The 25,736-nt window shown below is 67.9% G+C and carries 17 protein-coding genes and 1 pseudogene; 7 read left to right on the top strand and 11 right to left on the bottom strand.

Annotated features, from left to right (window positions below):
* Positions 1-65: 65 nt before the first annotated feature.
* Together VFG40_RS15305 and ku are read left to right on the top strand one after the other, a co-directional pair.
* A complete protein-coding gene (locus VFG40_RS15305) occupies positions 66-1,028 on the top strand; it encodes a DNA-formamidopyrimidine glycosylase family protein (RefSeq protein ID WP_324899029.1) in 963 nt (320 codons plus the stop codon).
* Positions 994-1,959 carry a non-homologous end joining protein Ku gene (gene ku / locus VFG40_RS15300; RefSeq protein ID WP_324899027.1) on the top strand — a complete coding sequence of 322 codons (966 nt, stop codon included), beginning with the start codon at positions 994-996 and terminating at the stop codon, positions 1,957-1,959. The genes VFG40_RS15305 and ku overlap by 35 nt, the downstream gene beginning before the upstream one ends.
* Positions 1,960-2,045: 86 nt before the next feature.
* On the opposite strand, the gene ligD is transcribed toward ku, so the two are convergent.
* From ligD to VFG40_RS15285, 3 genes are all read right to left on the bottom strand, one after another.
* Complete coding sequence (gene ligD, locus VFG40_RS15295) at positions 2,046-4,595, bottom strand: DNA ligase D (RefSeq protein ID WP_324899025.1); 2,550 nt, start codon at positions 4,593-4,595, stop codon at positions 2,046-2,048.
* A 203-nt stretch (positions 4,596-4,798) separates the two neighbouring features.
* Positions 4,799-6,193 carry an FAD/NAD(P)-binding protein gene (locus tag VFG40_RS15290; RefSeq protein WP_324899023.1) on the bottom strand — a complete coding sequence of 465 codons (1,395 nt, stop codon included), beginning with the start codon at positions 6,191-6,193 and terminating at the stop codon, positions 4,799-4,801.
* A gap of 237 nt (positions 6,194-6,430) precedes the next feature.
* Positions 6,431-7,903 carry an MFS transporter gene (locus VFG40_RS15285; RefSeq protein WP_414649314.1) on the bottom strand — a complete coding sequence of 491 codons (1,473 nt, stop codon included), beginning with the start codon at positions 7,901-7,903 and terminating at the stop codon, positions 6,431-6,433.
* A gap of 177 nt (positions 7,904-8,080) precedes the next feature.
* On the opposite strand from VFG40_RS15285, the gene VFG40_RS15280 reads away from it, so the two are divergent.
* Entirely contained in the window at positions 8,081-9,094 is a 1,014-nt protein-coding gene (locus tag VFG40_RS15280) for a LacI family DNA-binding transcriptional regulator (RefSeq protein ID WP_324899021.1), read from the top strand.
* A 156-nt stretch (positions 9,095-9,250) separates the two neighbouring features.
* The gene (locus tag VFG40_RS15275; RefSeq protein ID WP_324899035.1) at positions 9,251-11,752 is read left to right on the top strand and encodes a glycoside hydrolase family 3 protein; all 2,502 of its coding nucleotides are present in this window, start codon (positions 9,251-9,253) and stop codon (positions 11,750-11,752) included.
* Between the two features lie 43 nt (positions 11,753-11,795).
* Here the strand turns inward: VFG40_RS15275 and VFG40_RS15270 are convergent, their stop codons facing one another.
* Positions 11,796-13,352: a tryptophan halogenase family protein gene (locus VFG40_RS15270; RefSeq protein ID WP_324899019.1), complete on the bottom strand. Its 1,557-nt coding sequence runs from the start codon at positions 13,350-13,352 to the stop codon at positions 11,796-11,798.
* A gap of 150 nt (positions 13,353-13,502) precedes the next feature.
* Between VFG40_RS15270 and VFG40_RS15265 the strand changes: the two genes are divergently transcribed.
* Complete coding sequence (locus VFG40_RS15265) at positions 13,503-15,911, top strand: TonB-dependent receptor (protein WP_324899017.1); 2,409 nt, start codon at positions 13,503-13,505, stop codon at positions 15,909-15,911.
* A gap of 126 nt (positions 15,912-16,037) precedes the next feature.
* Here the strand turns inward: VFG40_RS15265 and VFG40_RS15260 are convergent.
* Positions 16,038-16,361 (bottom strand): annotated as a pseudogene (locus tag VFG40_RS15260) (efflux RND transporter permease subunit); the annotation flags it as partial.
* 159 nt (positions 16,362-16,520) lie between these two features.
* Positions 16,521-17,453, bottom strand: a complete 933-nt coding sequence (locus VFG40_RS15255; protein WP_324899015.1) for an AraC family transcriptional regulator — start codon at positions 17,451-17,453, stop codon at positions 16,521-16,523.
* A gap of 136 nt (positions 17,454-17,589) precedes the next feature.
* Here VFG40_RS15255 and VFG40_RS15250 point away from each other — a divergent pair, with 136 nt between their 5' ends.
* Entirely contained in the window at positions 17,590-18,420 is an 831-nt protein-coding gene (locus VFG40_RS15250) for an oxidoreductase (RefSeq protein ID WP_324899013.1), read from the top strand.
* A 192-nt stretch (positions 18,421-18,612) separates the two neighbouring features.
* Here the strand turns inward: VFG40_RS15250 and VFG40_RS15245 are convergent, their stop codons facing one another.
* The 4 genes from VFG40_RS15245 to VFG40_RS15230 all read right to left on the bottom strand — a co-directional run bounded on the left by VFG40_RS15245 (position 18,613) and on the right by VFG40_RS15230 (position 23,813).
* A complete protein-coding gene (locus tag VFG40_RS15245; protein ID WP_324899011.1) occupies positions 18,613-20,010 on the bottom strand; it encodes a PepSY-associated TM helix domain-containing protein in 1,398 nt (465 codons plus the stop codon).
* Positions 20,011-20,053: 43 nt separating this feature from the next.
* The gene (locus VFG40_RS15240) at positions 20,054-22,456 is read right to left on the bottom strand and encodes a TonB-dependent receptor (RefSeq protein ID WP_324899009.1); all 2,403 of its coding nucleotides are present in this window, start codon (positions 22,454-22,456) and stop codon (positions 20,054-20,056) included.
* A gap of 111 nt (positions 22,457-22,567) precedes the next feature.
* The gene (locus VFG40_RS15235) at positions 22,568-22,924 is read right to left on the bottom strand and encodes a DUF2946 family protein (RefSeq protein ID WP_324899007.1); all 357 of its coding nucleotides are present in this window, start codon (positions 22,922-22,924) and stop codon (positions 22,568-22,570) included.
* A gap of 175 nt (positions 22,925-23,099) precedes the next feature.
* Positions 23,100-23,813, bottom strand: coding sequence for an alpha/beta hydrolase (locus tag VFG40_RS15230; protein ID WP_324899005.1), 714 nt, complete (start codon positions 23,811-23,813; stop codon positions 23,100-23,102).
* Between the two features lie 159 nt (positions 23,814-23,972).
* On the opposite strand from VFG40_RS15230, the gene VFG40_RS15225 reads away from it, so the two are divergent.
* On the top strand, positions 23,973-24,524 hold the full coding sequence (locus VFG40_RS15225) for a DNA-binding protein (protein ID WP_324899003.1): 552 nt from the start codon (positions 23,973-23,975) through the stop codon (positions 24,522-24,524).
* Positions 24,525-24,933: 409 nt separating this feature from the next.
* On the opposite strand, the gene map is transcribed toward VFG40_RS15225, so the two are convergent.
* A complete protein-coding gene (map, locus tag VFG40_RS15220; RefSeq protein ID WP_324899001.1) occupies positions 24,934-25,680 on the bottom strand; it encodes a type I methionyl aminopeptidase in 747 nt (248 codons plus the stop codon).
* Between the last annotated feature and the right edge of the window lie 56 nt (positions 25,681-25,736).

Genomic DNA, 25,736 nt, shown 5'->3' with positions numbered 1-25,736 from the left:
GCATGCGCGCGCGCAAGATGCCTTCGGAGTCGTAGCGTTCAGGCGCGCGCGGCGAGAATCGGCCGATGCCCGAGGGACCGACCATCGTCATCCTCACGGAGGAAGTCGCGAAGTTTCGCGGCAAGGCCGTGCGCGAGGCGGGAGGGAATACCAAGGTCATCGATCCGCAGCGGATGGTCGGCCGCAAGGCGCTGGCGATCCGCAGCTGGGGCAAGCATTTCCTCGTGCAGTTCAGCGGGTTCGCGCTGAAGGTGCATTTCCTGCTGTTCGGCAGCTACCGCGTGGACGAACGCAAGGAGAATGCCAAGCCACGACTGTCGCTGCGCTTCGCCAACGGCGAGCTCAACCTCTACGCCTGCTCGGCCAGGTACCTGGAAGGCCGGCTCGAGGACCACTACGACTGGCGTGGCGACGTCATGGCCGACGAGTGGGACCCCAAGCTCGCCCGGGCGAAGCTGCGGGGGATGCCGGACACGCTGGTGTGCGACGCGCTGCTCGACCAGGACGTGTTCGCCGGCGTGGGCAACATCATCAAGAACGAGGTCCTGTGGCGCATCCGGGTGAGCCCGCTGTCCACGGTCGGGGCCCTGCCGCCGCGCAAGCTCGCCCAGCTGGTCGAGGACGCGCGCGACTACAGCTTCCGCTTCCTCGAGTGGAAGAAGGCCTACGTGCTGCGCAAGCACTGGCAGGCGCACCGCAAGTCCACCTGCCCGCGTTGCGGGACCCGGTTGCGCATCGCCCACCTCGGGCGCACGCACCGCCGTGCCTTCTGGTGCGAGCACTGCCAGAAGCTGTATGGCGGCAAGCCGGGCACCGATCCTGGGTCCGCGCCGGCAAAGAAGGCCGCAAAGCCCTCAAAGCCCTCGAAGAAGGCTTCAAAGCCCTTGAAAAAGGCCGGAAGGCGCGGAGAATTAATCCTCCGGCGCCCGCGGCCGGCCGCTTCAGTGCCGATTAACCGCCACGGGCATGCAATGACCCTCCCACGGAGGTTTTATGGCAGCGCGCCCGATCTGGACCGGAACACTTAGCTTCGGACTGCTCAACGTCCCCGTCTCGCTGATGACCGGCGAGCGCCGCAACGAACTGCATTTCCGCATGCTCGACGGCCGCAACAACGCGGCGGTGAAGTACGAGCGCGTCAACGCCGAGACCGGCGAGGAAGTGCCCTGGAACGAGATCGTCAAGGCCTTCGAGTACGAGAAGGGCAACTACGTCGTGCTCGAGCCGGACGACATCAAGTCCGCCAGCCCGACCGGGCGCGAATCGGTCGAGATCGAGACCTTCGTGGACGCGGCGTCCATCCCGCCGCAGTACTTCGACAAGCCCTACATCCTCACGCCGGGCAAGAAGGCCGAGAAGGGCTACGTGCTGCTGCGCGAGACGCTGCGCAAGACCGGCAAGATCGGCATCGCCCGCGTGGTGATCCGCACCCGCGAGTACCTTTCGGCGGTGATGCCGCAGGGCAACGCGTTGCTGCTGGTGCTGCTGCGCTATCCGCAGGAGCTGGTCGACGTGGAGGACTACCGCCTGCCGGAGAAGGCCACCGCCGACTATCGCATCGCCCCGAAGGAACTGGAGATGGCCGAGCAGCTGATCGAGTCGATGTCCGGCGAGTGGAAGCCGGGCGACTACAGAGACGAGTTCCGCGACCGCCTGAAGAAGATCATCGAGAAGCGCCTGCAGGCCAAGGGTGCGGTGATGGCAGAGGAGGACGAGCAGGAGCCGCAGGCGGAGAATGCATCGACCAACGTGGTCGACTTCATGGCGCTGCTGAAGAAGAGCCTGGACAGCAACAAGCGCACGCCGGCCAAGCAGGACACGCCCGAGGTGGCGAAGAAATCGTCCAGCAAGGCGGCACCGAAGAAAGCCGCCGCGCGCAAGAGCGCAGCCAAGGCGTCGAAGAAATCCGCCAAGCCGGCCGGCTCCTCCGGCGCGGCGCGCAAGCGCAAGGCCAGCTGAGCCAGCCCGGTCGAGCGAGGCAAGCTGAGCCCGGCAAGTCGAGCATGGACGCGTCGGCTGCCGGAGGAGTATCCGGCGGCGACGCGTCAGTCGTCGGCCTCGGCGGCGAGCGTGTCCAGCACCTGTTGCAGGTCCTGCTTGAGCGTGTCGATGCCTTCCCACGGGTCGCGGCGCAGGCGGGCCAGCCGTGCAGGCGTGTTGCGCAACGTGTAGTGATCGCCGCCGCTGATCTTGCCCAGCTCCTCCCAGCGGATTGGCACCGCCACCGGCGCGCCGGGACGCGACCGCAGCGAATACGACGCCACGCTGGTGGCGCCGCGGCTGTTGCGCAGGTAATCGAGAAAGATCCTGCCCTTGCGCTGCGCCTTGGCCGCCACCGCGACGAACTCGGTAGGGTGTGCCTGTGCCAGCGAGCTGGCAAACGCGTGGGCGAACGGCTTGGCGGTGCTCCATGCGGTGGCCGGGTTCAGCGGCAGCACCACGTGCAGCCCCTTGCCGCCGGTGGTGCGCAGGAAACTCTGCAGGCCAAGCTGATCGAGCTTGCGCCGCACCAGTCGCGCCGCCGCCACCACCTGATCCCAGCCCACGTCCGGTGCGGGGTCCAGGTCGAACACCAGCCGGTCGGCGTCGTCGGGATCCCCGGCCAGCGCCCCCCACGGATGGAATTCCAGCGCGCCGAACTGCACCAGCTCCATCACCGCGGCAGCATCGCGCGGCACCAGGTAGTCCGCCTGCTTGCCCGACTCCTCGCCCAGTGGCACCAGGCTCACGCGCTTCAGGCCGGCGATGGCGTGCTTCTGGAAGAAACAGGTGGCGTTGATGCCGTCGGGACAGCGCATCACCGAGGTGGGCCGGTCGCGCACGCCCGGCAGGAACCAGTCCATCACGGCCTGGTAGTAGTCGGCGACGTCCTGCTTGGTGATCGCGTCATCCGGGTAGATCACGCGGTCCGGATGGCTGATGGCGACAGTGGCGGATGATGCGTCGGTAGCGGCAGCCATGCGGGCCTCCTGGGGTGGCTGGTCGGAATCGCGCAGGTCGGCGGCGGACTTGTCCGGCCGCAGCCCCTTGAAGCTCGCCTGGCGCAGCAGATGGTTGCCGCCGAGGCCGCGGAAGAAGACTTCCACCACTGCCTTGGGCGACACCCAGCGCGCACCGCGCAGCAGCGGGTCGACGTCGCTCACCGCCACCGGTGGCTGCGGTTTGCCGCCGGTGGCGATGGTGTCGGCGATGTGTGCGAGGTCGTCATCGCTGAACCCGCTGCCGACCCGTCCGGCGTACATCCAGCCGGGCTTGCCGTCGGCGGCCGGGCGTCCCAGCAGCAGCGAACCGAAGCCAGTGCGGCTGCCGCTGGGCGGGGTGTAGCCGAGCACCACGAACTCGTCGCTCTGCAGGCGTTTGACCTTGCGCCACTCATCGCTGCGCCCGGCCCGATAGGTCGAGTCGGCGCGCTTGCACATGATGCCCTCGAGCGCCTGTTCGGCGGCCATGCGGAACACCTCGTCGCCGTGCCCGGCCGTGTGTGTGCTGTAGGCCAGCGGCGCGGGCCGGTCCTTGAGCAGGTGCGCGAGCAGTGCCTTGCGGTCGTCCAGGCGCGCGTGTGCCAGGTCGTAGCCCTCGAGCGCGGGGCAGTCGAACATCATGTAGACCAGCGGCGCGTTGCGCTCGCCGGAAAGCGTTTTCTGCAGCGCGTTGAAATCGCTGCGCCCGGTGGTGTCCAGCGCGATCAGCTCGCCATCGAAGCGGGCCGAGTCCAGTCCCATTGCCGCGATGGCCTGGACGATCTCGGGCAGCCGTTCGGTCCACGACAGGCCGTTGCGCGACCACAGCGAGACGGCGCCGTCGTGGATCGTGGCAAGGATGCGGTAGCCGTCCCACTTCACTTCGTGCAGCCACTCTTCGCCGGCCGGCGGATGGGCGTACAGGCGAGCCAGTTCCGGCTCGAAAAAGTCCGCCTCGATGGCGGCGGCGCGCGCCTGCGCGGTGGCCTTGATGCGCTTGAGCAGGGGCGCCCGGGCCACCTTGCGGGCGCCCGGCGGCGCACGTCGCCGCGACGGCGCCCTGGCCGCGGCCGTGCGTGCGCCGCCGGACCTGCCGGCCGCCTTGCGGGTGCTTTCGCGCATGGTGGCGTCGAGCAGGTCATCGGCCTCCACCTCGGCGGCGAAGGCATCCTCGGACTTGATCAGGAACCATGCCGGCTGTCGCTCCTTGCGATGGCTGCGCACCAGGTGCCACTCGCCGCGCAGCCGCTCGCCGAACAGGCTGAAGCGCAGGTGCCCCTTGCGCAGCTGCGCCTCCACATCGCCACGGGTGGACCACACCCCGTGGTCGAATCGATCGACGTGACCCTTGCCGTAGCCCTCGTCGATGTCGCCGGTGAACTCGGCATAGGCCAGCGGGTGATCCTCCACTTCCACTGCCAGGCGCTTGTCCTTGGGATCGAAGCTGGGGCCCTTGGGCACCGCCCAGCTCTTGAGCACGTCGCCGATCTGCAGGCGGAAGTCGTAGTGGCGACGGCTGGCGTGATGCAGCTGCACCACGAAGATGCTGCGTTCACCGCCCGTGGCACGGGCATCGGCGGCCGGTTCGCGGGTGTGCGCGAAATCCCGCTTGCGCTGGTAATCGTGAAGACTCATGCCGTGCTCGCTCCGTCGGCGCCCGTGGGCCGCTGTCGCCCCGCAGCGACAGGCGCCCGGCGCGGAAAGTTCGATGCGCCGTCCGGCCTGCCTGCCACGTCTGACGCACGCGCGCCGCGGCCGCATCGTGGTGTCGAGGCTATGGCCGTCTTCGTCAACTGCGCGCGACGGCATGCGACGCCGGCGGCGCCTGGATCGGGCGGCTAGACGGCCGTCTGTTCGTCGCGCGGCTCGTCCGTCGGCGCAAGGCGTTGCGCCAGCTGATGGGCGGCCGCGCGGATTTCCGGCATGGCGGTGCATTCCCACAAGCTGCCACGCAGCAGTGCGCCAAGCCCATACAGGCCTTGCCGGGGCCGCCCCTGTGCATCCAGCAGTTGGCCGTCCGGGCACGCTGCCAGGCCCAGCTGCAACGGGTCGGGTGCGGCCAGGCCGCTGCGCAGAAGGTGCGCCAGCAACGGCTCGCTTGCGTAGGCGGCCGCCGTATCGAGCCCGGTTGCCTGCACCACCCGGTCGGCCTCGAACGCGCTGATCTCCTGGCTCGTGCGATGGCGCACGGTGACGGTGAGCGGGCCGCTGCCGTCCACGGCCAGTACGCGGGCCGCGTGCACCTGCAGCCGGCCCGTGGCGAGCAGCGCCTGTACCGCATCGGCTGATGCCGGTGCCACGCGATGGCGCGAGGCCTCCCACACCCAGCGCAGGTGGCGCAGGAACTGTCGGCGCTGCGCCGGCGCCAGTCCTTGCCACAGCCGCGCGTTGATTGGACGCATGCCGTCGATGACGGCGCGCCAGTTCGCGCAGGCCGGGTCGGCGATCGCCTCGCGCACCAGGCGCGACATCGCCGCCGCGCCGTCGCAGGCGAGCAAGGCGTTGTTGAGATCGTGCTGGAACGGATACGGCGCCACCGGCACGGCGGGATGTTGCAACGGCAACAGCCCGTGGCGCGACACCGCCACCAGCGCCGCCTCCGGCCAGCGCGTGCTGGCGGAGATGATCGTGTCGACCGCGGTGAGCCCGGTGCCGATCACCAGCACCCGACGCGGCGCCGGCGCCGGTGGCGGCTCGCCCCACGGATCGAGCACATAGGCCGGGCTGGCCAGTGCCGCGGCGGACACTGTCTTGAGCGCCCGCGGTGCCAATGCGCCGAGCGCCAGCACCACCGTGTCCACATCCAGCGCCTCGCCATCGCCCAGCACGATGCGATAGCCGCCGTGCGCTGCACCGGCCAGCGACACCGCCCGGGGATGATGCACGCGAAAGTCCACGCCGCAGGCGTGCGCCTGCATCATGCGCGCTTGGATCTGCGCCTGGACGAAGTCGCCAAACACCCGGCGCGGCAGGAAATCGCCGCCCGAGACTGGCCCGATGCTGCGCCCGGCGTGCTGCAGGAAATCGTCGCGGTGCTCGGCAAACAGCCCCATCCCCGCCGCGCGCACATTCAGCAAATGCCTTTCATCCCCGGTGGCGTAGGCCACCCCGACGCCCGGCGAAGGGCATCCGGTGATCCAGTGCAGCGTGCCGGAACGGCGCGGGCGCCGCAGCAGTTCGCCGAACACCGCGGCGCCCGCGGCACCGCCGCCGACGATGGCGATATCAGACATCGCGACCTCCCGCGCAGCGCTCGGTGGCATCGGCGACAGCGGGACCGGAACGGGCCATGGCCAGGTGCATCGGAACCTCCAGCGAACTGCGGCAGGCGAATGGATCACGCCGGGGGTTAAGCCGTCGCTAGCGACAGGTTCAGCCCTTGCGGGAACGAATATCCCGGCTGCGCGAACGCCCGGTGAGCACCGCCTGCGAGTCGCCTGCGCCTGGGTCACGGCGCCGGCCGCAGCCGGTCAGCCGGGCGGGCCCGGATCGCTCTCGCGCAGGCGCAGCGTGCACAGACCGGCGGCAAACAGGCTGGCGCCGGCGACCGCCATCGCCCAGATCGGACGGCCGTGGAAGGCCACGTCGAGCAGCGGGCCGAGCAGCGTGGCGCCGAGCAGCTGCGGGATCACGATGAACAGATTGAAGATGCCCATGGTCAGGCCCATCTTGCCGTCCGGCGCGCTGCGCGACAGCGCCGCGTACGGCAGCGACAGGATCGACGCCCAGGCCACGCCGACGCCTGCCATCGACAGCAGCAGCCAGCGCGGGTCGCGAATGAGCAGGAACGACCCCAGCCCCAGCGCCCCCAGCCACAGGTTGCCCACATGCGCGGCGCGCAGGCCCCAGCGACGCACCAGCGCCGGGATCGCCAGCGCGGTGATCGCGGAAACAGCGTTGTAGGTGGCGAACATCACGCCCACCCAGTTGGCTCCGGCGTTGTATGCCAGCGTGCGCGGATCGGAGCTGCCGAACTGCACTTCGGTCACCGCGGCGGTGGTGTAGACCCACACCGGGAACATCGCGAAGAACGAGAAGAACTGCACCCAGGCCAGCCGGCGCATGCGATCGGGCATGGCGTGCACCTCGGTCAGGATGCGGCTGAACACGTTGTCGCGCGTGCCGCGAGCGAGCCAGAGCAGCGCCAGGCCGTAGCCCGATGCGCCGATCGCCAGCACCCCCAGCGAGCGCGGCCAGCCGCTCAGCCCCAGCCACGCCAGCGCGCCGGCGCCCGCACCCGCCCAGCGCAGGCCGGCGCGGCGGCTCCGGGCCGGCGCAACGCGTGTGGCCACGGCCGGCTCCGGCAGCGGCTCGCGTGGCGTCAGTGACGGCTCGGGCGTGGTCGCCACGGTCCACGCCACCGCGGCGACGAATACCGCCGCGCCGATATAAAACGCGTAGCGCACGGTGTCGGGCGTGACCCCGGCAGGCGCGGTATTGGGCAAGCCCAGCGTGGCCAGCAGCCAGGGCAGCGCCGAAGCGATCAGCGCGCCGGTGGCGATAAAGAAGCTCTGCATGGCATAGCCGGTGGCGCGTTGCTGCAGCGGCAGGAGGTCGCCCACCATGGCGCGGAACGGCTCCATCGAGATGTTGATCGAGGCGTCCAGCAGCCACAGCAGCACCGTGGCGAACCAAAGCGTGTGCGCCTGAGGCATCCCGATCAGGGCGATCGCCGAGAGCACCGCACCGAGCAGGAAATACGGCCGCCGCCGGCCCAGGCGGCTGCGGGTACGGTCGGACAGGTAGCCGACCAGCGGCTGCACGATCAACCCGGTGAGCGGCCCCGCGATCCACAGGATCGGCACGTCGTCCAGCTGCGCGCCGAGGGTCTGGAAGATCCGGCTGATGTTGGCGTTCTGCAGCCCCAGCCCGAACTGGATGCCGAAGAAGCCGAAGCACATGTTCCAGATCTGCCGCAGCGCCAGCTCGCGCCGCGGCGCCACGGAACGGGGGTCAGGGTGATTCAGGACAAGGCCTCCATGGCAGCACGGCGCGGGGCAGGTCGCCAGCGGCAAACGCCGCCTCTATGATGCCCTGCAGCCAGTGCGCGCGGGAATCGCCCGCCCGGTTGCCGGCGCGGTCCGGTTGTCCATCCACAGCACGCAGCATTTGAGGGATTCATGCGGATACGCATCGAAGATGTAGCGCGTGCGGCGGGGGTTTCTCCCGCCACCGTGTCGCGGGTGATGAACGAAGAAAACAATGTAAGCGAATCCACCCGCCAGCGCGTGCTCGATGCGATGAAGGCGCTCGATTATCGCCCGCTGGCGTCGGCCCGCAGCCTGGCCGGCAACCGCACGTTCCTGATCGCCCTGCTGTACGACAACAACGACAACCCGTCCTCCACCTACCTGGCCGAGATCCAGGACGGCGTGCTGGAGGCGTGCGACGCGCAGCGCTACAGCATGATGGTGCGGCCGCTGCGCATGCGCGACGCCGACCTGGTGCGTCGGCTCGATTCCCTAGTGTCGGACCACCACCCGGACGGGCTGATCCTCACGCCGCCGCTGACCGACTTCGCGCCCCTGGTGGCGTTCCTGCACGAGCGTGCACTGCCGTTCGCCAGCGTGTCGCCGCAGCACGGCGAGGGGGTGATCGGCGTGGCGATGAACGAGCAGCAGGCGGCGCGCGCGATGGTCGAGCACCTGCTGTCGCTGGGCCATCGACGCATTGCCCATGTCACCGGTCTGCCCAGCCACGGCGCCTCGCGCTGGCGCGAGGCGGGTTATCGCGAGGCGATGGCGGCCGCCGGGCTGACGGTGGACCCCGCGCTGGTCGTGCAAGGCGGGTTCACCTTCACCACCGGATTCGAGGCGGGGCGCCAGTTGCTGCGCCTGGATCCGCGCCCCACTGCCGTGTTCGCCGCCAACGACGACATGGCCGCGGGGCTGATCTGGTCGGCCGGGGAGGTCGGCCTGCGGGTGCCGCAGGATCTCTCGGTCGCCGGCTTCGACGACGTGCCGCTGGCCCGGCAGTTGTGGCCGCCGTTGACCACGGTGCGCCAGCCCAGTCGCGAGATGGGCAAGATCGCCGCGGCGCAGTTGCTGGAATCACTGCGCGGGCGCGGCACCGGCGAGCTGGTGCAGGTTCCTTTCTCGCTCGAGTTGCGACAGTCGACGATGCCTCCGGGCTGATCCGGCCGCCCCGGGCAGCCCGCACTGCAGCTGGTTGAAAGCGCTTTCATCTGTGGCATGCTTGGCCGCGCGCCGATCCGCGCAGCCAGGGAATCTGCCGTGTCCTCTCTCGCCCGCACCGCCTTGCCGCAGCGTCTTGCCGTGGCTGTCGTCGTCATGGCCTGCACGCTTGCCGCTGCCGCCCCGGCGCGCGCCGGGGACGCCGCACCGACCGTTCATCCCGAACTGTGGCCGCAGGCCCGTTGGCCGCTGCCACCGGATCCCGCGCTGGAAGCGCGGGTGGAAGCCCTGCTCACGCGCATGACGCTGGAGGAAAAGGTCGGCCAGACGATTCAGGCCGACATCGGCAGCGTGACGCCGGAGGACGTGCGCCGCTATCGGCTCGGCTCGATTCTCGCCGGCGGCAACTCCAAGCCCGGCGGCCGCCGTACCGCCACGCCGGCGCAATGGCAGGCGGCGGCGGACGCGTTCCACGCCGCCTCGATCGATACCCGCGGCGGCCATCTCGCCGTTCCCGTGCTGTTCGGCGTCGATGCGGTGCACGGCGACAACAGCACGCTCGGCGCCACGCTGTTCCCGCAGAACTCGGCGCTGGGCGCCACCCGCGACCCCGACCTGATCCGCGCGATTGGTGCCGCCACCGCACAGGAGGTGCGTGCCACCGGCCTCAACTGGAGCTTCGCGCCCACGCTGGCGGTGCCGCAGGACGATCGCTGGGGGCGCGCCTACGAGGGCTACTCGGAGGATCCGCGCATCGTGGCGGACTACGCCTCGGCGATGGTCGAAGGGCTGCAGGGCCGGGTCGGCAGCAGCGCGTTCCTGGACCGCTCGCACGTGATCGCCTCGGCCAAGCATTTCCTCGGTGACGGCGGCACCCGCGACGGCAAGGACCAGGGCGACAACCCCGACAGCGAGCAGGCGCTGATCCGCATCCATGCGGCCGGCTATCCGCCGGCGATCGACGCCGGTGCGCAGACGGTGATGGTCTCGTTCTCCAGCTGGCAGGGCCGCAAGATGAGCGGCAACCGCGCGCTGCTCACCGACGTGCTCAAGCAGCGCATGCAGTTCGGCGGCTTCGTGGTCAGCGACTGGAACGCGCACGGGCAGGTGCCCGGGTGCAGCAACGAGGATTGCCCGGCCGCGTACCACGCCGGCATGGACATGCTGATGGCGCCGGACAGCTGGCGCGGGCTGTACGAGCACACGCTGGCGGAGGTGAAGGCCGGCACCATCGCGCCGGCGCGGCTGGACGACGCGGTGCGCCGGATCCTGCGGGTCAAGCTGCGGCTGCGACTGTTCGAGCAGGGGCCGCCGTCATCGCTGCCGCTGGCGCAGCGGGCAGGCGAGATCGTCGGCAGTCCCGCGCATCGCGCGCTGGCGCGCCGGGCCGTGCGGGAATCGCTGGTGCTGCTGAAGAACAACCACGGGCTGCTGCCGCTCGATCCACGCAAGCATCTGCTGGTGACCGGCGACAGCGCCGACAACATCTCGCGGCAGAACGGCGGCTGGACGCTCACCTGGCAGGGCACGGGCTTGAGCAACGCCGATTTCCCCGGCGCCACGTCGATCTGGGAGGGCGTCCGCCGGCAGGTCGAAGCGGCCGGCGGCAGCGCCGAGCTTTCTGCCGATGGCCGCTTCACGCACAGGCCGGATGCGGCCATCGTGGTGTTCGGCGAGGACCCCTACGCCGAGTTCCAGGGCGACCTGCCCAACCTGGCGTTCCATCCCGGCGATGACCACGAGCTGGCGCTGCTGCGGAAACTCCACGCGCAGGGCATCCCGGTGGTGGCAGTGTTCCTCACCGGCCGGCCGCTGTGGGTGAATCGCGAGATCAACGCCGCGGACGCGTTCGTGGTTGGCTGGCTGCCCGGCAGCGAAGGCGAGGGCGTGGCCGATGTGCTGCTGCGCACTGCTACAGGTGCCGTCGCGCACGATTTCCGCGGCACGCTGGCCTACTCCTGGCCGCGCTCGGCGGTGCAGCCACCGCAGAACGTGGGGCAGCCCGGGTATGACCCGCAATTCGCCTTCGGCTACGGGCTCAGCTATGCCCGACCGGCCGAACTCGACCGCCTGCCGGAGGATCCGGGCATGCCGCTGACCGGCGCGCGCGCTGGCGTCTACCTCGACCGTGGCAAGGCCGAGCCGGGACTGTCGATGCAGCTGGTCGGCGTCGATGGCGCGGCGACCACGGTGTCGGCCAACGCGGGCGCCAGTACCGACGGCAGCGTGCGGATGCGGGGACTGGACTACCAGGCCCAGGAAGATGCGCGCAGCGTCGCGTGGACGGGGCAGAGCACCGGCGCGTTGCGCCTGCATGCGGATGCGCCAATGGACCTGGACCGCGAGACCAACGGCGACGTGTTGCTGATCACCACGCTGCGCATCGATGCACTGTCGCCCGCGGGCAGCCGCATCGCGATGGCGTGCGGCGAGGGCTGCCGTGGCGAACTGGCCATCGGCAGCCAGCTGGCCAGGCTGCCCCGGCAGACCTGGCAGCGCCTCGGCGTGCCGCTGAAGTGTTTCCGGGCCGCGGGCGCCGACATGCGCCGGCTGGACACGCCGTTCGCGTGGACCAGCGGTGCCGGCGAAAGGGTAGCGTTCGCGCGGGTTGCGCTGGGCACGGTGGCAGACCACCTGCTCAGCTGCCCGTCGAACTAGCGCGTCGCCCGACGGCCCGTTCGCAGCGGGCCGTGCGGGCGGCTCAGGCGGCGCTGGCGGCGCTGGCGCACAGACGATCGAGCAGGGCGCGATGGTCCGGCAGGTCGCACATCGCCTGCGCCGCGGCGCGCTGGATCATGCCGAACTCGCGCTGTGCCTGCGCCATGTGCGGGTAGGCATCGCGCATGGGCTCGAGGTCGGTGACGAACTCCATGCCGTAGAGCACGTACTGCCAGCTGGCCGGCAGGAACATCTCCAGATCGGTGACGAAATCCAGCCGGTGCGGCGGGCGGTGACGCCAGAGCGCCAGGCGCTCCTTCAGCGTTTGCGGAATGCTGCCCGGGTGCCGGTTGTCGATCCAGAACGCCGAGTCGGTGCGCTGGGAGAGGCAGTAATGCATCTTCAGGAAGTCGATGATGCGGGTGTAGCGCGCATCCATCATCCGGTTGAAGTGTGCGGCCGTGTATCCGAGGTCGGCGCTGTCGCCCGGCATCAGGTGCGTGAGCAGGTAGGCGCCCAGTTCGATCAGGGCAATGCCGGTGGATTCGAGCGGCTCGAGGAACCCGCCCGCCAGCCCGATCGCCACGCAGTTCGCGCGCCATGGCTCCGGCCGATGGCCGGCCTGGAACTGAAGGTGCCGGGCCTGCAACGCGTCACCGGCGGAGCCTACGTAGCGCCGCAGCGTCGCCTCCGCCCGCGCCGCTTCCGAGTGGCGGGAGGAATAGACATAACCCACGCCGCGCCGCTGCTGCAGGGCGATGTCCCAGATCCAGCCCGCCTCCTGCGCCGTGGACAGGGTGTACGGCGCGATCGCCGCGTCGGCGCTGGCATGCGGTACCTGCAGCGTCACCGCGCGGTCGGCGAACAGCACGTCGTTGCAGGGGTGGAAAGGCGAGTGCAGGGTCGCGCCGATCAACGTGGCCGCCTGGCCGGTGCAGTCCACGTACAGGTCCGCCGTCATCGCGCCGTGTTCGGCCGTGACCACCTGCGCGATGGCGCCGTGCTCGTCCAGCGTCACCTGCTCGACCGTGCCCAGGTGACGGCGCACACCCAGCGTCTGCCCGTGCTCGGCCAGCACCGCGGCGAAGCCGACCGCGTCGAAGTGATAAGCGTGGTTGAGCGGGCCACGGTAATCCGGGTCGATCAGCCGCTTGGGCGCCTTGCCACGCTCGGCCAGCGTGCTCTGCATGGTCACCGCGTCGGCAAATGCCATGCCGTCGGGCGCGCCGCCCAGCAGCCAGTAGGGCAGCAGCTCCGGGCTGCCGTCGCGCTGGCTCGGCAGGCTGAAGGGATGGAAGTAGTGGTGCGCGCCGGGGCTGTCGGGCGGGCGCACCCAGTCGACGTAGCGGATGCCCTGCTTGTAGGTGGCGCCGGCGCCGGCGAGAAAGTGCCGCTCATCCAGCCCGATCGCGGACAGCGTGCCGCGGATCGAAGGGAAGGTGGCTTCGCCTACGCCGATGATTCCGATCCGCGGCGACTCCACCAGATCCACGGCGATGCCGCGGCCGTGGGCACCGCCCAGGGTCTTGGCCAGGTAGCAGGCGACGAGCCATCCCGCCACGCCGCCACCGACCACCAGAACCCGCTGTATGCGCGCCATATTTCTCTCTCCCCGGGTTGCTGCGTAGCAGCAAGCTAATCGCCAGATGACACGGTAGCATCGCCCCAATGATAGCGCTTTCATTTTGCGGTCTGACAGCGCTGTCACCTACGACAGCCGCAGTTCCACGACGCTTGGGGAGAGGAAAAGATGAAACTTCGTTATTCGGCGCTGGCCATGGCAATCAGCGCGGTGTGCGCCGCGGGAAGCACGTACGCCACCGGGCAGGACGCGACGCCGGCAAACAGTGCGCCTGACAAGCAGATCAAGGACCTCGATTCGGTCCAGGTCACTGCCACCAAGCGCTCCACGTCGCTGCAGAAAACCCCGGTGGCGGTCAGCGCGATCAGCGCCGACACGCTCGACAAGGAGCGGGTGATGACCGTGCAGGACATCACCAAGCTGGTGCCGGGTTTCCAGGGCACGGCGCAGGGCGACCACGGCGTGGTCACGCTCACCCTGCGCGGCATCGGCAACGACAGCGCCAAGACCGAATACGCCGATCCGGAAGTGGCGTTCTTCATCGACGGCGTCTATGCGCCGCGTCCGGAAGCGGCCGCCGGCCTGCTGCTCGACATCGACAAGGTGGAAGTGCTGCGCGGCCCGCAGGGTACGCTGTGGGGCCGCAACTCCACCGCCGGCGTGGTCAATTTCGAGACTGCCAAGCCCGACCTCTCCGGCTTCTACGGCAACGCGCAGATCGAGGCCGGCAACTACAGCCACACCGGCACCCGCGCCACCGTCAACCTGCCGATCAGCTCGACCTTCGCCATGCGCGTGGCGGTGGCGCACGAGGAGCACGACGGCTACGTCGACTACCAGAACCCGTCCAGGCAGCTGCCCTCGGTGGCGCAGCAGCAGGCGGCCTACCTGGCCAGCGGCGGCACCCTGGCGACCTTCCAGCCGATCAACCCGGCCAACTTCGTCACCGCCGGCGACAAATACAACGCCCAGGACCAGAGCGCCGCCCGCGTCAGCGCGCTGTGGCAGCCCAGCGATGCGTTCACCTGGAACCTCTCGTACGAGTACTTCCGCGATCGCGGCACGCCGAGCATGAGCCTGATGCAGCATCCGCGTGAGGGGCAGGATTTCTGGTCCGCGTTGATCGACACCGCGCCCTACCTAAAGCGTGACTCGCACACGGTGCGCAGCCGGATGGACTTCAAGCTCGGCGACGCCATGGAGCTGAGCTACATCGCCGGCTTCAACCGCTTCTCCGGCAAGGGCAATTTCGACCAGGACACCGGCGTGCAGGTGCCCACCAGCTTCACCACCGGCGCCACCTACCAGGCCGACCGCACCAACTACTCCAACTACTCCAGCAGCAGCCACGAACTGGACCTGAAGTCGACCGGCGAGAACACCGTCGACTGGATCCTCGGCGCCTACTACGCCGCCGAAGACAACAACATCCGCTTCGACATCCCGATCCTCAACGGCACCCCGCAGGGCACCGTCAGCTGGCAGGGCTCGTTCGTGCAGCCGAAAGAGACGGTGGAGTCCACCGCGGTGTTCGGCCAGGCCACCTGGAACCTCAGCGAGCACTGGCGCCTCACCGGCGGTGCGCGCTGGTCGCACGACAAGAAGGAGAACAAGGGCGGCATCGGCTGGGCCTGGGCCTACGACCCGACCGTGCCGCAGTACCCGATCTCCCCGGACGTGGAGCCCGGTCCGGGCACCGGCTTCGGCGTGTCCACCCTCAACGACGCCAAGTACAGCAAGGGCAAGGTCACCTGGCTGGCCCGACTGGACACCGACCTGGGCGAACACAGCCTGCTCTACGCCAGCGTGTCCACCGGCTACAAGGCCGGCGGTACCCAGGATGCCGGTGCGCTGTACAAGCCCGAGACGCTGACCAACTACGAGATTGGCTCCAAGTCCAGCTTCATGGACGGCCACGTGACCTGGAACAACGCGGTCTACTACGAGCAGTTCAAGAACTTCCAGCTGTCCGCACCCATCACCTTCCCCAACGGCAACCGCGGCCTGGGCTTCTCGAACGTGCAGGGCACCACCAAGGTGATGGGCATCGAGTCGGAGCTGGCGCTGCAGGGCCAGGACGACCGCGCCAACCTGGTGCTGTCGGTGATCCCGAAGAAGGAGCTCGGCACGCTGCGCTACGCCGGCAGCAACGACTACCAGGGGCTGCCGCCGTGCGACCCGGCCTCCGGCATTGCCAGCTGCATCGACATTTCCGGCAACGACCTGCCGCACGCCCCGACCACTGCGCTCACCGCGATCTACGAGCACGATTTCCACCTGGGCAACGGTGGCCGCCTGACGCCGCGGTTGAGCTCGCAGTACCAGAGCTCGCAGTGGCTGAGCACCTTCAACCTGGGCGAGGGCGACAAGCAGGGCGCCCACGTGCGCACGGATCTGTCGGTGCGCTACTCCGAGCCGCAGGATCGCTGGTGGCTCACGGCGTACGTGCAGAACGTCACCGACGGCCGCGTGCGCACCAGCGCAGGCCGCTTCGCCTTGGGTGACGGCAGCTTCATCTATACCTCCCAGTACCTGCCGCCACGCACTTACGGCATGACCCTGGGCATCTGGTTCTGATCGACCAACTCCCCGTGTCGATCGAGCGCCCGGGCAACCGGGCGCTTTTTTCATGGCTGCAGGGCAAAGCAGCGGGTCCCGGGCGTCCGCGAACGTTGCGGGCGCCCGCGTCACCGTGCCTGCTGGTCATGGCACGTCGTCACCGGCGTGCCGCCGGGCGACGCGCTGCTCCATCCAGTCATACAGCACCGGCAGCAGCACCAGGGTGAGCAGCGTCGACGTGATCAGGCCGCCCACCACCACGGTCGCCAGTGGACGCTGGGTTTCCGCGCCGACACCGCTGGAGAGCAGCATCGGCACCAGGCCGAGAATCGCCACGCTGGCGGTCATCAGCACCGGCCGCAGCCGCAATGCGGTACCGCGCAGCACGGCTTCGCGCACCGACAGGCCGTGGTCGCGCTGCCCGTTGAGGAAGCTCACCAGCACGATGCCGTTGAGCATCGCCACGCCGACCATCCGTGTTCATTGCGACAAGAACGCCCAAGTGACGTGCCTTCAGATTGGTTGCCGAGGAGCGGACTGCCTGCGAAGGCATGGGGTTGTGCGGTCACTCTGGTGTCCGGATGCTAAACCGCGCTGCGTGGCCAGCGAGCGGGCGGCAGTCAGGCATCAGTGCGAAGAGACGTATTGAGACTGCCCCTGCGCGGCCGGCAAGGCGAAACCGTGTTTCATCCGCTGCACCTCCTCGAGCGGTGGCCTGCCGAAGAGTCGCTTGAACTCCCGACTGAACTGCGACGCGCTCTCGTAGCCAACGGCGGCTGCGGCCGCTGCCGCCGTGAGCTGTTGCCGGAGCATCAGCAGGCGCGCCTGGTGCAGGCGCGTCGATTGCACGTAGCGCATGGGTGAGGTGCCTGTCATCGCGCGGAAGTGTGCATGGAAGGTGGGCGGGCTCATCGCGGCTTCGGATGCGAGCCGGTCTACGCTCAGCGTCTCGGCATAGTGGTTGTGGATGAGGCGGATCGAGCGAGCCACCATGCCGAACTTGCCCTGTTGCGCGAGCGCCGCTCGCATCGACCCGCCCTGGGCGCCGCCCAGGATCCGGTAATAGATTTCGCGCAACAGGGCAGGACCGAGGATCGCGTCATCGGGTGGGCTCGCGAAGGCCTCGAGCAGGCGTAGCACCGATGCTTCGAGTCGATTTTCCATGGGGGACGCGTAAAGCCCACGTGGCTGTGCTGGCGACGCTCCGTATTGCTCGTCGATCTGCATGCAGACTTCGGCGGCGACTACGTGATCGAGGCGGAAATAGATCGCCAGCAACGGCTTGTCTGCCGAGGCGTCCGTTTCCATCGTGAAAGGAACCGGTACGGAGACAACCAGATAGTGCTGGTCGTCGTATATAAAAGCCTCATCACCGAGAAGTCCCCGCTTGCGGCCCTGGGCGACAACGACGACGCCGGGCTCGTAAAGCACTGGCGTGCGGCTCAACGGTCGGTCGGAACGCAGTAGTCGAACGTCCGGCAACGTGGTCAGCGTATAGCCCTCTGCGGGAGCCAGTTCGCGAAGAAGATCAATTATGCGCTGGCGTCGGGATGCGTCCATGGCGCCACTCTCGGGGTTGGCCACTCCCGCTGCAAGCCGGTCTCATAGGATCAGGCAAGCGCGTCATATCGACGGCCATGGGCGCCATGGTGGCCGACACCTAGGATCACTCCTGTGTCTTGCCAGGAACCCGAATATGTCCCACAAAATCCTTTTCATCACCGGCGTCAGCAGCGGGTTCGGACTCGCGCTTGCTCGCGAAGCCCTTTCCGCTGGCCATCAGGTGATCGGAACCGTTCGTAGCGAGGGTTCACGGCAGGCGTTCGAGGCGATGCACGGCACCCGCGCCCATGCCGTCATGCTTGACGTGACCGACATCGATGCCATTCCAGGTGTCGTTGCCGATGCGGAATCCCGCGTGGGGGCGATCGACGTCCTTGTGAACAATGCCGGATACGGGCACGAGGGCATCTTCGAGGAATCGCCGCTCGACGCCATGCGCCGCCAGTTCGAGGTGAACGTGTTCGGTGCCGTGGCGATGGCTCGCGCGGTCGTGCCGCACTTCCGCCAGCGCCGCCGCGGCCACGTCGTCAACATCACGTCGATGGGCGGCTACATCACGATGCCGGGGATCTCGTATTACTGCGGGAGCAAGTTCGCGCTGGAGGGTATCAGCGAGGTGCTCGGCAAGGAGCTGAAGCCATTCGGCGTACACGTCACTGCGGTCGCTCCGGGAAGCTTCAGAACGGAGTGGGCAGGGCGCTCGATGCAGCGATCGCCGAGAAGCATCTCGGACTACGACGCCCTGTTCGATCCCATCCGCCATGCTCGGCAGGAGAAAAGCGGCAAGCAACTCGGCGATCCCGCGAAGGCGGCACAGGCCATCCTGACCCTGATCGACCACCCGTCGCCGCCCGCGCACCTGCTGCTTGGAAGCGACGCGCTGTCGCTGGTACGCGACAAGCTCGGCACCATGGCCGCGGAAATCCAGGAATGGGAGGACGTGACGCGATCAACCGATGGCTAGCGCCCCGGACGCCGCCCCCTCGGGTGGCGAGATAACCCGGATCTGACTCAGTCCTCTTTTGCTTGAAAACGCAACTGCAGCTGATCGATTAGGGCGCATGATCGGGGGTGGGGCACGATAGGCCAAGTCCTCGAGCGTCATGCGATCGAAACGGGGCCGTCTCCCGACGATGCCGTCGAGCCGTGACGTTGCCTAGGTCAGTCCCAGAAATCGTCGGGTCGACGCAATTCGCGAAAGCACCAGCCGTTCGAATAGCCACACCAGCACCAGGGAAGCCCCCAGCAGTGGCAGGTAGATGCATAGCAGCACAATGAGGATTTTGATTGCCAGCGGCACGCGGCCGCCGCTTGCTGCCGACGGCGCACCGAGCTGTCCCTGCGGCCGACGTCGCCACCAAAGCACCAAGCCGCTGGTCGAGAGCGTGATCAAGCCCAGTGCGGTGAATACGCTGAGCAGCTGGTTAGCCAGCCCGAACAGCTGGCCTTCGTGTGCGGCAATGCCGTAGCCGATGATGCGATCGAGCAGGGGGCGCTGGGCGAACCCGCGACGGGACAGCATTTGTCCGCTGGACGGGTCGAACGCGAGCTCGACACGTTCGGGGCGATCGGGCGTATCCGAACGCGCGCTCCAATGTGGCATGGCCGACGATGGCGGCGAGATCAGCACTGGCGGAGGCAGTTGCATGGCCTGAACCACCGGCACGATCCGGTTCATTGGTGTGTAGTTGAGGGGCGCGTGGGGCGATGCACTCGCGCCCGACGCCCCCATGCCGGGCATGCCGGCGTGCTCGTCGCTCACCGGCGTGTTCCGGGCACGGCGCAGAGCCAGTTCGGAGGCGCGGCCGGTCGTCCAGTCCTGCTGCGGCGCGTTGGCGGCGACCCAGTGCCTGACTTGTTTCAGCTCGCCGCCCCAGAACTTGGCCCAGGGCAGCCCGGTGAACAGCAGGAACAGCGCCAGCACCGAGATCCACACGCCGGTCACCGCGTGCAGATCGCGCCAGAACACCCGGCCACTTTGGGCGAGGCGCGGATACAGCACGCCGGCCAGGCGACGTCCGCGCGGCCACCACAGGTACAGGCCCGACAACAACATCACGATCGTCCAGCATGCAGCTAGCTCCACCAGGGCCGAACCGAAGGCACCCATCAACAGTTCGCCATGAAGATGGAACACACGTTGGGTAAAGCGGTGATCTTCCGGCATGGCATGAAGCACCTTGGCGGTAACCGGATCGACGTAGACGCGCTTGAGGTCATTGCGCTTGCCCACCAGGACTTGCGCAGACGCGATGGGGCCGGCGGGCAACTGGTAGGCGTTGAGCACGGCACCGGGCACCGTGGCCAGCGCGGCTTGGACCTGCTCACTGACGGGGCGCCGCGGCGCGCTGGCGTCGACGTGGTTGTAGGGCCGATCGAACAGCGCATCGAGCTGCGGATGAAAAACATAGATCGAGCCGGTCACTGCCAGCCACAGCACGAACGGCACGCAGAACAGGCCGGCATAGAAATGCCAGCGCCAGATCAGCCGGTACAGCGAGGGTCCGGCCGAGCCGCCGGTGGGCGCGGAAGGCGATGACGGGGAGGTCGACATGGTGCTGCTCGCAGGGTCGGTGCGGCCGCGGGGGCGCGAGGATTCAGTCGCCATAGCGCAACCCGGCGAACACCGTACGCTGCGGGTAGGGATGCGGGCTCACGTAGTACTTCTCGTTGCCCAGGTTGTCGACACCGATCGAAGCGGTGAGGTGCGTGGCCAGGCGGTAGCTGAGCTTGGCGTCGAACACGCTGTAGCGGCTGATGCCACCGTAGGTGTCGTGATCGATGTCGGTGTTGAGCAAGGTGCTGTAGGCGCCGCTGGCATAGCGATAACCCAGCGCGTAGGTGAGGCGATCGCCTGCGTGGTAAGTGAGCGTCGCCCGCGCGCGCCAGCGCGGAATGCGCGGGAATTGCTTGCCTGCCGCGGCGGGCGAGGGGGTGTCCTTCTGCACGACGGACTGGGCATAGGTGACGCTGCCGGAAAGATCCAGCCCCGGCACGCCGATATCCGTGGCGTTGACCGCGCCTTCCGCACCGCGGATACGTGCGCGGTCGATGTTGCCGATGGCTGTGAGGCTGGGGCTCACCGTGGTATCGGTCTGCGAAAACAGCGCGTCACGAAGGTTCTGCTGGAACAGCGACAGTCGGAATACGTTTTCATTGCGTGTGTACTGCGTGGTCCAGTCGTAGGAGCGCACGTCCTCGGGCTTGAGGTTCGGGTTGTTCTGCACCAGCTGATTGCCGCTGGTGACCTGCTGATACAGCTCTGTCACCGTCGGGTAGCGTACCGCCCGACCGAACGACAAGCGGGTCATCAGCGACGGGGTGAAGTCGAAGCTCAGCGCGGCCTTGGGGGAAAAGTCGGTACGGCTCTGCCGGGCGTAGTTGGCCAGCGTCGGCGTGGTCGACACGTTGCGATTGAACCCGTCGAACGCACGCCAGTATTCCTCGCGCCCGCCCAGGGTGAGGGTCCAGCGCGGCGCCAGCATCCATGTGTCCTGCAGGTACAGCGCCTGGGTCTGGGTCTGGCCACCGGAGGCGGCGGTGAGTGCCCCGTTCGGTCCGTTGCGCCAATCAGCCAATGCGTAAGTACTCTGCCTGAGGCGGAAATCGTCGATGTGATAGCCGAAGGTCAGTACATGCGTCTGGCCCAGCCATGACGCCGGTCGCCAGGTGCCGCGCAGTTCGCCGGTCTGCCAGCCGGTGCCGTCCATCACGGTGTTCTTGCCTGCATCGCTCTGACCGTAGTTGGACGCCGAGCGGGCGTCATCCTTCAGGTAACGGTAGTCGCTGTAGTCGATGTTCCAGTCGAACGGACCGTGCGTGTCGGTGCCCAATGACAGCGCGTTGAGCAAGTGTGTCTCGTCGGCCGTGCCCGGATTGAGCCCGGAGACCTTGTAGGCGTTGCCGTCGATGCTGACGCTGCCGTTGTAGAACGGTTGGCCGGTGGCCAGGTCGGTCAGGTAGCTGCTGACGGCGGTCTGCGAATCGTTGTGCCACACGCCCAGGGTGTAGTAAGCGTGCAATGCCGGGCTGATGTCCCAGCCGAGCTTGAGCTTGCCCAGGTCCTGGGCCGAGTGGTCGATCGCATAGGCGCCGAAGACCTTGCGTGGCTGGCCGTTCTGGTCGATGTCCTGGCGGGCGCCGGCCACGACGGTGGCATCGCCGCTGGCGGTCTTATCCGACACGGCGGCCGTGGAGAAGCTGGCCGGATGGCCCTGGGCGGCCAGGTGATCGTAGGTCGCCCAAAGCGAGAACACGCCCCAGCGATCGCCGGCAGCGAGGTTGAAATCGCCGCTGCCATTGCGCTGATGCGTGCCGTGGAGGTTGAAGCGCTCCAGCGAACCGATAACCGCGGCGTGGAACTCGCGCCGTGTCGGCATGCGCGTCTCCAGCGTGATGACGCCGCCCATCGAGTTGCCCGGATAGAGCGCGCTGAACGGCCCGTACATCACATCCACCCGCTCGATCTCACTCGGCGAGACCAGGCCCCAGCGCGGCGGAAACGCGTAGCTGTTGCCCAGCAGGTTGGAGAGCAGCATGCCATCGGCATAGACCAGCGATTCGGCGCTGGACACCGTGCCGGTGGTGCGGGTGCCGACAATGCCGTTGCGGTCGCCGATGAAGCGCTCGCGCACCTCGATGCTGGGCAGGTACTTCAACGCCTCCGCCGTGGTCATCAGGTTGACGGTGTCGTGGATCTGCGCGGCGGTCACGCTTTCGACCACCGCGGGCGCGCTGGCCAGCGCCGGCGGCAGCGGTCGCATGGCGTGTCCCGACACATTGACGGTCGAGAGCGTGGTGCTCTCTTGCGAGGTCGACTTGTGCTGGGACGACTTGGCACGCGGTGATGGCGACCCACCGGCGGCCTGCGCTTGCGTTAGCGCCAGGGCGGATACCGGCACGGCCGCCAGGCCGGCGGCGAGCAGGGCAACAGAGAACGCCGACAGCGGCATCGGCAGGGGGCACGCGAAAGCCGCGCGCACACGGGTGGACGTGGTCATGACAGGGAAATCCGAAATGGGGTGCACGCACGGCAAGCGCGACCAAGCGCTTAGACGCACGCAAGAGGCCCACGCAAGCTGCGCAGGCACACATCATCAGACGAGGGAAGGTCAGGCCAGCGGTGGGCCGCGGGAGCGCCGGGTCAGCGGTGGCAGCGTCGGCGCATCCGGCACCACGCTTTGCGCGCGCAACGGCGTGGACGGCAAGGCCGGCAACAGTGGAAGCGTGGCCCAGACCAACGCCGGGCTATGGAACATCAGCGAGCAGTAACCGCAGGCATCCGTCGACGGGGCTGCCGGCGTTCCGTGATGGTGGTTTTCGCCAGCTTGGTGCGCGGGGCACTCCGGCGCCATGGACATGTCCATGGCGCCTTGCATGGCGCCCATCGCGGGCACCAGGGACAACGCTTCCAGCGAGCGCGACACCGTCGGCAGCACCATCAGCAGCCCCATGGCTGCGATGGCCATCCAGGCAACGAGGCGCCGGCGGCTGCGTTTGCGGAACACGATCATCCCCGAGGTCGGATGCTTCAGATCAAGCGACGGATTATGTCATGGGCATCGCATGGCAACGGCGACTGTCGCGGCGTTGTGCCACGGAGCGAACGAATTCGATCAGACGCATGAGAGGCCGGATGACAATTCACCGTCCGCGCCCCGGCGCCGGCTTGACGGGCGCCGGCATCAGCCCCCGGGATTGCATCCACCACAGCCATTTGTCGAACCAGTGGTCGCTTGTCGTTCCCTTCGGATCGAGCTCGAACCCATGACCACCGCGCTCATACACGTGAAGTCCGGCCGGCACGCCTGACCGGCGCCAGGCCGCGTAAAGCTGCATGCTGTCACCGGGCAAGTAAGCGTCGTCAGCCGCGGCGGCGATGAAGGCAGGGGAGGCATCGGTGGGAACGGGCGTACGCAGCCCACCGTAGATCAGGCCGACGAAATCGGGCCGGGTCAGCTTGTTTCCAATCGCCAGATCCACGGCGAGAAACGCCCCGGACGAAGCGCGTACCAGGGTCATCGCCCGCGCACCATCCTCCACGGCATGCTTTTCACCGGCAAAACGGGGCACCTCGAGCGGCAGGCCGCTTTTGGCGCGGGCCATGATCAGCTCCATCTCTTTCATGTGCACCGCTGGCATATGCATCGCCGTATCCGGACTGCGCACGGTGCGGTACTTGAGCACCAGCGCAGTCACGCCGCGCCGTGCCAGCTGGCGCGCGATCGCCGTTCCGCCACCTTCGTAAGCCAACCCGACAAAGGCGCCTCCGTGGGCAATAATCACGGCCGTGCCGTTGGCGTGCCCAGGGGCAGGGTGAAACATCCCCAAAATAGGGTCGCTGACGTTGAAGATCACCGTTTCGCCGGTCTCGGCCAGCGCGTCGCGCGTCTCCGGAACACCGAGCGAGGCGACTTGGCCTTTGGCGTAGAGGAGAAACTCTCTGGGTGAAGACGATTATCATCACTTATCGCCAGTAGACGTGTCGCGCTGAGTGCCGACGGGAGACAACAGCACATGCGTCGGGGCGTCACACAGGACCAGGTCGACGGCGCGGCGGACGCGATCCTCGGCGCCGGCGAGAATCCGACCGTCGAGAAGGTTCGCGCCAGGCTCGGGACCGGCTCGCCCAATACGATCACCCGCATGCTCGGTATTTGGCGGCACCAGCTCGGCGAGCGGTTGACCCAGCATCGTGCACTCCCGGAGGTGCCCGATGCCGTGGGCCAGGCGATGACCGACCTGTGGCGCTTGGCAATCGCGCGCGCGGAGAAAGCGTTGGCTGACCGTCTTGGCGAGATGCATGCCGCGCTCGAAACGGCCCGGGCCGAGCTGGCCCGGGAACGCACAACCTGGCAGAGCCGCCTTGGCGCTGCGGAATCGGAACTCGCTCATGCGCAAACCGCACGTGACCTGGCCGAACACGGCTGTGCCACCGTGGACAGCCAGTTGCAGGACAGCCATGCGTTGCTCGCCGACCTGATCCAGCAGAAGGATCGGCTGCAGGCTCTGTGTGACAGACAAGCCGAAGAACTGCGGCAGTTCCGGGGCGAACGCGGCAAGCACTAGAACGCATCTGGACGGAGACTGACGATCCCGCGAGACGATCGTAGTTGGCGAACCGGTCGCGGCCGCAGCGAGAGTTGAAGAAATCGCCGGGCGCTCACATAGCGTCGTGCTTCAAATCGGACGCGAACGGGGCAACCGTAGCGCCTGACGTCAACACTTGCCGGCCATTCGTTATTTTACATAATATACATTATGCGCAATTGGAGATGAACCTGTAGGTGGTCCGTTTGTGTTGAGCAGCGCACTGCGTCGGCGCAGCCGTTCGTCGAGCTGGTGCCATGCCACGCCTTAACGCTCCAGCTCGTCGTGAGGTCCGGCGCGTCTGTACCCGGCGTGGCCCGGGCCTTCTACAGGCTTTCGCAATGGCGCGTTGGCGTCTTCGCTGCGCCTCCTGCGCGGTGGCGCGCCGTCAATGAACAGTCACGACGATCGGAGCACCCCAGGTGATGATCATCGTGTGCTCGTACTGCGCGGACAGGTTTCCCTTTGCGCCTTCGAGCGTCCAGCCATCGGCCGCTTCAGACACCGAACGGCTTTTGGTCGACAGGAACGGTTCGATGGTGATGACCATGCCTTCATGCAGGATGCGCTGGTCCGCCGGGTCGAAGTAACCGGGGATGTGTTCCGGCTCCTCGTGCAGCGAACGGCCCACGCCATGGCTGCCCAGATTCTCGATGACCCTCAGGCCATGCGCCTTCGCAGTACGCTCGATGGCGGCGCCAATGGCGCTGATCTTCTGGCCTGCCCTGGCCACCTTCATCGCTTCGCTCAGCGCCATGCGGGTGGCGTGGCACAGCCGGGTCTTCTGGGCGGTGGTCGGGGGCACCACGACGGTTCCTCCGTTGTCGGCGAAGTAGCCATCGAGCTCGGCAGACACATCCACGTTCAGGACGTCACCCGCTCGAATGACGCGATCCCCGGGAACGCCGTGCGCGGCCTGCTCGTTGATGCTGATGCAGGTGGCCCCGGGGAAGTTGTAGGTGAGTCGTGGCGCGGACTGCGCGCCATGCTGTTCAAGCAACCGCGCACCGATCCGGTCGAGCTCGCGGGTCGTCATGCCAGATCTTGCCGCCTCCAGCATGGTCTGCAGGGTCAACGACACGACTCTTCCGATTCGCTTGAGCGCGTCGACATCGTCCTGGGTTTCTATGGTCATGCGCGTTTTCCGTTCGCCGGCCGGGATGGAGGCACGCAGTGTGCCGCAGTCACCAG

It is taken from the genome of Dyella sp., assembly GCF_035685805.1.
Taxonomy (GTDB): domain Bacteria; phylum Pseudomonadota; class Gammaproteobacteria; order Xanthomonadales; family Rhodanobacteraceae; genus Dyella_A.
The sequence above is the reverse complement of the archived record's forward strand: the minus strand, read 5'-3'. Positions and strand labels throughout refer to the sequence as shown.

Bases quoted from the DNA above. Each gene is read 5' to 3' on its own strand.
- VFG40_RS15305 (WP_324899029.1), top strand. From the start codon at position 66: ATGCCCGAGGGACCGACCATCGTCATCCTCACGGAGGAAGTCGCGAAG.
- ku (WP_324899027.1), top strand. From the start codon at position 994: ATGGCAGCGCGCCCGATCTGGACCGGAACACTTAGCTTCGGACTGCTC.
- ligD (WP_324899025.1), bottom strand. From the start codon at position 4,595: ATGAGTCTTCACGATTACCAGCGCAAGCGGGATTTCGCGCACACCCGC.
- VFG40_RS15290 (WP_324899023.1), bottom strand. From the start codon at position 6,193: ATGTCTGATATCGCCATCGTCGGCGGCGGTGCCGCGGGCGCCGCGGTG.
- VFG40_RS15280 (WP_324899021.1), top strand. From the start codon at position 8,081: ATGCGGATACGCATCGAAGATGTAGCGCGTGCGGCGGGGGTTTCTCCC.
- VFG40_RS15275 (WP_324899035.1), top strand. From the start codon at position 9,251: ATGGCCTGCACGCTTGCCGCTGCCGCCCCGGCGCGCGCCGGGGACGCC.
- VFG40_RS15270 (WP_324899019.1), bottom strand. From the start codon at position 13,352: ATGGCGCGCATACAGCGGGTTCTGGTGGTCGGTGGCGGCGTGGCGGGA.
- VFG40_RS15265 (WP_324899017.1), top strand. From the start codon at position 13,503: ATGAAACTTCGTTATTCGGCGCTGGCCATGGCAATCAGCGCGGTGTGC.
- VFG40_RS15255 (WP_324899015.1), bottom strand. From the start codon at position 17,453: ATGGACGCATCCCGACGCCAGCGCATAATTGATCTTCTTCGCGAACTG.
- VFG40_RS15250 (WP_324899013.1), top strand. From the start codon at position 17,590: ATGTCCCACAAAATCCTTTTCATCACCGGCGTCAGCAGCGGGTTCGGA.
- VFG40_RS15245 (WP_324899011.1), bottom strand. From the start codon at position 20,010: ATGTCGACCTCCCCGTCATCGCCTTCCGCGCCCACCGGCGGCTCGGCC.
- VFG40_RS15240 (WP_324899009.1), bottom strand. From the start codon at position 22,456: ATGACCACGTCCACCCGTGTGCGCGCGGCTTTCGCGTGCCCCCTGCCG.
- VFG40_RS15235 (WP_324899007.1), bottom strand. From the start codon at position 22,924: ATGGCCATCGCAGCCATGGGGCTGCTGATGGTGCTGCCGACGGTGTCG.
- VFG40_RS15225 (WP_324899003.1), top strand. From the start codon at position 23,973: ATGCGTCGGGGCGTCACACAGGACCAGGTCGACGGCGCGGCGGACGCG.
- map (WP_324899001.1), bottom strand. From the start codon at position 25,680: ATGACCATAGAAACCCAGGACGATGTCGACGCGCTCAAGCGAATCGGA.